The organism is Sporomusa sp. (genome assembly GCF_035561255.1).
Classification (GTDB): Bacteria; Bacillota; Negativicutes; order Sporomusales; family Sporomusaceae; genus Sporomusa.
This window is the reverse complement of sequence record NZ_DATMXX010000347.1, coordinates 1-5,349: the sequence shown is the minus strand read 5'-3', so window position 1 is coordinate 5,349 and position 5,349 is coordinate 1. Positions and strand designations below refer to the sequence as shown.

The window sequence follows — 5,349 nt, the reverse complement described above, 5'->3', positions numbered from 1 at the left end:
GTCAATATAATTTTCAATTAAATATCATACATCACTTAAACCGCTATCATTTAAGCTGGCAGCATTAGCCTGCTATTTATGGACATAATAGCAATGAGAAGCCACTAGTCTTATGTAGTTAGTCCTTAAGAAAACAAAACTATATCCATATATTAAAATAGAGGTGACAAATATGCAGCATAACACGCGTGTTGTATGCCCCGTTTGCAGTGCTGACCATTTTACACTAAAATACCAAGCTACTTATGAATATTCCTATAGCATAGATGGGAATGCCCCTGGAGTTAATAACACCAACGAGCTTCTTCCCTATATGTACGATACACGGGAACAAAAGGATGCTAAGCAATATATAGAATGTAAGACCTGCGGAACCAACTATCCATGTTATTTTGATAAATGGACAGAAGGGGTTACCGCCAAAATGATACAAGAGGCTATTGCCTCAGCCTATATGTCACAACAGTAACTCTTTATGACTCACGGGGACGGTTAGAAATCACTGAAAAACTCAAGGTCAAAACCGATCGCCTACAATATATTGAGATCGAAATTATATTGGATAACTAATGTAGTATGGGTTTGGGGACGAGTGCTACTTTTTCAGCAGTTTCGCAAATGACTCAAGGGGACGGTTCCCTTGAGTCATTTGCTTACCGTCCACCGCCCATACCCCGTCAATCACCTTGATATTTCCGTTCTTATCAATATGACCACAACTAATTCCAGGTATTTAGAAAGCCCGGGTCCCTGCGCTTATAAAACCGCTTATTTGCGATATCTTTCAATCAATTTAACGGCGCGTTCGATTGCATGTACAGCTGCTTCATGATCCTGTGAAAGATTGAGGCGGAAACTGTCGGTGAAATGTGAACCGAATTCTGTACCGGGAGTCACTGTTACCCCAGCCTGCAGACGAAGAATTTTGACGAATTCCTGTATAGTAACAGCCAGCGCCGGAATTCGGGGAAAGAGATAGCTGCCGGCCTCCGGTATTCTTACTTCAAGTCCCGCAACTGACCGGAGAATTTTTAATAAGTCATCCCGTATTGCCTTATGCAGTGCGATACGCGTATCTAACCAGCCGGTTGGCTCGGCAAACCAGGTCTTCAATACGGCCTGGCTATAACCGGCAGCACGCAAAGATACAATTGCCTGCAACTTCTCCATGCGGTCAATGATTCTGGACGAGCCAAACGCCACTCCCAGCCGGTAACCACTAATGGATTCCAGTTTTGACGGTCCGATAATGGTAATTACATTCTCGGGCTCGATGTCCATCGTGCATAGATGGGTGTAGGTTTTCCCTTCGTAAAGCAGCCGGGAGTATAGTTGATCGACAATAACCGTGGCGCCGTATTTTTGGGCAAGGCCGGCAATGGCACGAATCTCGGCCGGTGAATAGATTACCCCGGCGGGGTTGTTAGGGTTGGAAAATAAAAAGAGTCTGACGCCGGCCTTAAACGCCTCCTCCAGCTGGGTTAGATCCAACCCGGCATACTCGGAGGTTCCAAGATAATCGATTTGGACGGGAAACACCTCGCCCTCAAAGAACTGGACGAGTTTACGGTTGGCAAAGTAGTCAGGCTCAACGATTGCGACCTTGTCCCCCCTGGCAACAGTAGCGCCTATTGCCAAAAACAGCGCTCCCTGCGTTCCGGGAGTAATAATAAGGCCCTTATCAGCAGAAACTGCCGCGCCGCTGAACCTGGTAAGCTTCTCCGCCAAATCCAGGCGAATGCTGCTGCCGCCGCGATACTCAGTATAAGCCTGTTCGCCGCCGCGCCGGACACCGGCAATAAATTCGTCCAGTGAGCCGGGGATTGGCTCAAATGCATTTACATCGCCATGAGAAAAATCAACTGGTTTACCAGGTATCTCTTTTCCCCGGAGCCGAATTTCCCCAACGTGCTGGCGTACCTCCTGGCCAGGGGCATTGTCAACACCGATCTTTGAAAATTTGTCACATAACAGACTCATTGTGCTTCTCCTTTCGTCCCTTCAGGTTAAATCCTTAATAATAAACAAAATACAGATATTTAATTAAATGATTACCAGCCCCTGATTGAATAAGATCCGCCGTATTGACGAATAGGCGGAAACCGGTGTATAGGCCCCTGTTACCCCTGATACCGGTTCGCTTACTACTTCGATTTTAAACGTACAGCCCCGGGCTTTGATCTCAATGCTATGGGTATTGCCAGGGGCATCCGGGTCGGAGATAATCCTGGACCGGGTTGTATCAAAGCCGAGTCCTGCTAAAGCTATTGCGGCATGAACATTAACATTGCGCGGATACAGCCGGCAGACATTACGGGTTGGTCCCTCGTAAAGAATTGTTCTGCAGCTGTCGGTGCGGCCAAGATTCTCCGGTCTCTTGGTGGTCGTAACTGCGACCTCCTGTAAAACGTCTTTTCCGTCAACGATACCATCAAGCCCCAAAATGGCCCCGTGAGGAATATAAAGCTTGTGTTGGGATGTTTGGCAAATTTGATGTATCCGGTTCAGAAATTCCTGGTCAGCAAAGGCTGTTGCCGAAAAGACAACCATGTCGGCAAACCTTAGAATTGCCGGAGCCAATTCTACTACTGCCTGCGAGGTTGCGGTTTCTATGACAAGGTCCACTCCAGCAGCGCATTTTTGTACAATTTCTTCGGTGGAGTCCGTAAATATGGTGCCCTTTTTTTTATCCGCTACTGCCGTCCTGTCAAACACAAAGGCGAATTCCACCCCGTCCCGGGATAATTTCTCGAAAATATACTTTCCGATTGTACCATAGCCAATAATACCAACTTTTTTCTTCATGTTGGCCTCCTTAGGATGCACTTTTTAAATGTTAGACAGCCTGGTTCATGTCAAGATATTGAAAGCTGCAATCGTCTACGTTGATGATTTTACTGGCAATAAGCCGTATTTTTTCGATATCGGGTTCCGAAAATAATAGCGTATTCGCCGGATTCTCCGATTTGTGCAGCCTCCCGGCCTGTTGTAAAGAGCGCAGGAGCTGCCTTGCGGTTTCTTCCGCCGGATCAATGATCGCGACCCCTTCGCCCATAAAACTCCTAATTACGGGCAACAAAAACGGAAAAGCTGTGCACCCCAGGACCAGCGTATCAATGTGCGCCGCTTTTAGCGGCGTTAAATACTCTTCCACAGCCGCTCCGGCTTCTGTCCCGGCCAGGTCACCACTATTAAGTATGGGTGTAAATTTGGGGCAGGCCGCATAAAATACCTGAATAGAAGGATCTATATGCAGAATATCCTTCTTATGCAACCCTGAACGAACGGTGATCTCTGTACCGATAACGCCGACCCGCTTGTTCCTGGTAGTTGAAACTGTCAGCTCCGGAACACGGCTTACACCGATTAACGGTATGTTGAACTCCTGGCTCAGTTGCTCCAAGCCTAGCGCCGTAACGGTGTTACAGGCAATAACTATTGCTTTGACCTCATGCTTTTGCATAAATTGAATAATTTGTTTCACAAAACTTTTCAATTCTGCTTCAGGCCGCGAACCATACGGCGAACGGCCGGTATCGCCAAAATAAATATAACTTTCATTTGGCAATATTTTCTTTACCTCCTTATAAACTGTCAATCCACCCAAGCTCGAGTCAAACAAGCCAATCGGCTGATTGTTCAAAATAAAGCTCCCCCCCTAACTAATACAGACATTACTACAATTTTATTCTGGGTAAAAATCCGGACTTTGCTTGCCGGCAAAGCTCCAGCCTGCCAGTTAAAGAGACATTCCTTCCTGATAGCGCAGTACGCCTTTCACCCAGACCTTGCAAATACCAGCCGGCAGCTTTTTGGGTTCGGCGTAGCTGTTGGTATCCATCACCCGCTCGTAATCGAACAGCACCAGATCAGCCGACAGCCCCTGGCGCACCAGTCCGCGATCCCACAGCCGCAAGCGCCGGGCCGGTTCGAAAGTGATGTTGCGGATGGCTGTTTGCAGTGGTATAACACCAAGCTCACGCACATAGCGCCCCAGAAAGCGCGGAAAAGTTGAATAGGCCCGCGGATGCGGCACTGCACCGACAATGCCGTCAGTACAAACACAATGATAGGGACTTTGCATCACTTTTTGCACATCCGCCTCGCAAATGGCGTGGTAAACGCAAATGACCGCAGAGCGGGTTTTTTCAAGAATATGGAGTACCGCCACCGCCTCGTCCATGTCCAGACGTTTGGCTATGGCGTCAAGATGCAAGCCGACCATCCACTCAAACTCGCCGGGAGGGACTGTGGCAATCTGCACGCTTTTGCCACTGCCGCGCGCATACAATTCCTCGCGGGTGTCTGTCAAAATCTTTTTATAAAGGGTGGGATCATGCAGACGCTTATGAAATTCGTCCTCGCCGCCGGCATAGGCCCAGCCGGGAGCAATAACTTTCATGCCGGTGCTGCCTGCTGTCCAGGGATACTGGTCAAAAGTAATGTCATAGCCTTCGGCCTGAAGTTGCTCCATACGGTCAAGTATCTTGAGCACCTTGCCCCAGTTGAGAAAACCCAGTGATTTGAGGTGGGAGATCAGCAGCCTGACGCCGCTCACCTTCATTACATGAACCATCTCTTCAAACGATTCAATTAACCGTCCCATTTCGTTGCGGGTATGCACCATGACGATGCCGTCATGCCGGGCCACTACCCTGCAGATCGCGATGAGTTCCTCGGTGAAGGCATAGCTGCTGGGCGGATAGATCATACCAAACGAAACGCCGCGGGCGCCTTCAGCCATGCTGTCTTCAATGATGTCGCAGATCTGATTAAGTTCTCCAGGCGTAGGAACCCGGTTTTCGCTTCCCATTACACTCATGCGGACTGTGCCGTGTCCCACCAGGCCAACGAAGCGCACCGCAGGATTGACTGTTTCGATTTCATGCATGTAATCGGCATAGGTCCGCCACCAATACGGACGGTCTGTCTTGCCACACAGCGGCGCCATATTCTCTGCCAGTTCCTGGACATGGGCGTCGTCGATGGGGGTGACTGATGAGCCGTCCTGTCCGAGTACCTCGGTAGTGATGCCCTGTCCGATTACCTGAAGCAGCCGGGGATCCCTGAATATCTCAAGCTCGGAATGGCTGTGGGTATTGATAAAGCCAGGCGAAAGAATCTTGCCCGCCGCCTCCACTACCTCGCAGCCCGCTTGGTGAACCGTTCTGCCGATCCTGCTGATAATACCACCGGCAATCAGAACATCAGCGATAAAAGGCGGGGTTCCACTGCCGTCATAGATAGTTGCTCCTTTTATGAGAATAGGGGTATTCATGTCATTCACTCCATTCCGCGCAGATCGCCTCTATTATGGCTATAAGCGATATAAATCCTATATCTTATGAC

General features: G+C 48.9%; 5 protein-coding genes. 1 reads left to right on the top strand and 4 read right to left on the bottom strand.

What is annotated here, in order from left to right; translation table 11 throughout:
- Window positions 1-172 precede the first annotated feature (172 nt).
- Window positions 173-469: a hypothetical protein gene (locus VN379_RS19745; RefSeq protein ID WP_325537011.1), complete on the top strand. Its 297-nt coding sequence runs from the start codon at window positions 173-175 to the stop codon at window positions 467-469.
- A 299-nt stretch (window positions 470-768) separates the two neighbouring features.
- Here VN379_RS19745 and VN379_RS19740 read toward each other — a convergent pair whose 3' ends face one another.
- The 4 genes from VN379_RS19740 to VN379_RS19725 form a co-directional block, all read right to left on the bottom strand.
- Window positions 769-1,980 carry a pyridoxal phosphate-dependent aminotransferase gene (locus VN379_RS19740; protein ID WP_325537009.1) on the bottom strand — a complete coding sequence of 404 codons (1,212 nt, stop codon included), beginning with the start codon at window positions 1,978-1,980 and terminating at the stop codon, window positions 769-771.
- Between the two features lie 63 nt (window positions 1,981-2,043).
- Window positions 2,044-2,805 carry an aspartate dehydrogenase domain-containing protein gene (locus tag VN379_RS19735; protein WP_325537007.1) on the bottom strand — a complete coding sequence of 254 codons (762 nt, stop codon included), beginning with the start codon at window positions 2,803-2,805 and terminating at the stop codon, window positions 2,044-2,046.
- 31 nt (window positions 2,806-2,836) lie between these two features.
- The gene (murI, locus tag VN379_RS19730) at window positions 2,837-3,643 is read right to left on the bottom strand and encodes a glutamate racemase (RefSeq protein WP_325537005.1); all 807 of its coding nucleotides are present in this window, start codon (window positions 3,641-3,643) and stop codon (window positions 2,837-2,839) included.
- A gap of 96 nt (window positions 3,644-3,739) precedes the next feature.
- The gene (locus tag VN379_RS19725) at window positions 3,740-5,278 is read right to left on the bottom strand and encodes an N-acyl-D-amino-acid deacylase family protein (protein WP_325537003.1); all 1,539 of its coding nucleotides are present in this window, start codon (window positions 5,276-5,278) and stop codon (window positions 3,740-3,742) included.
- Window positions 5,279-5,349 lie beyond the last annotated feature (71 nt).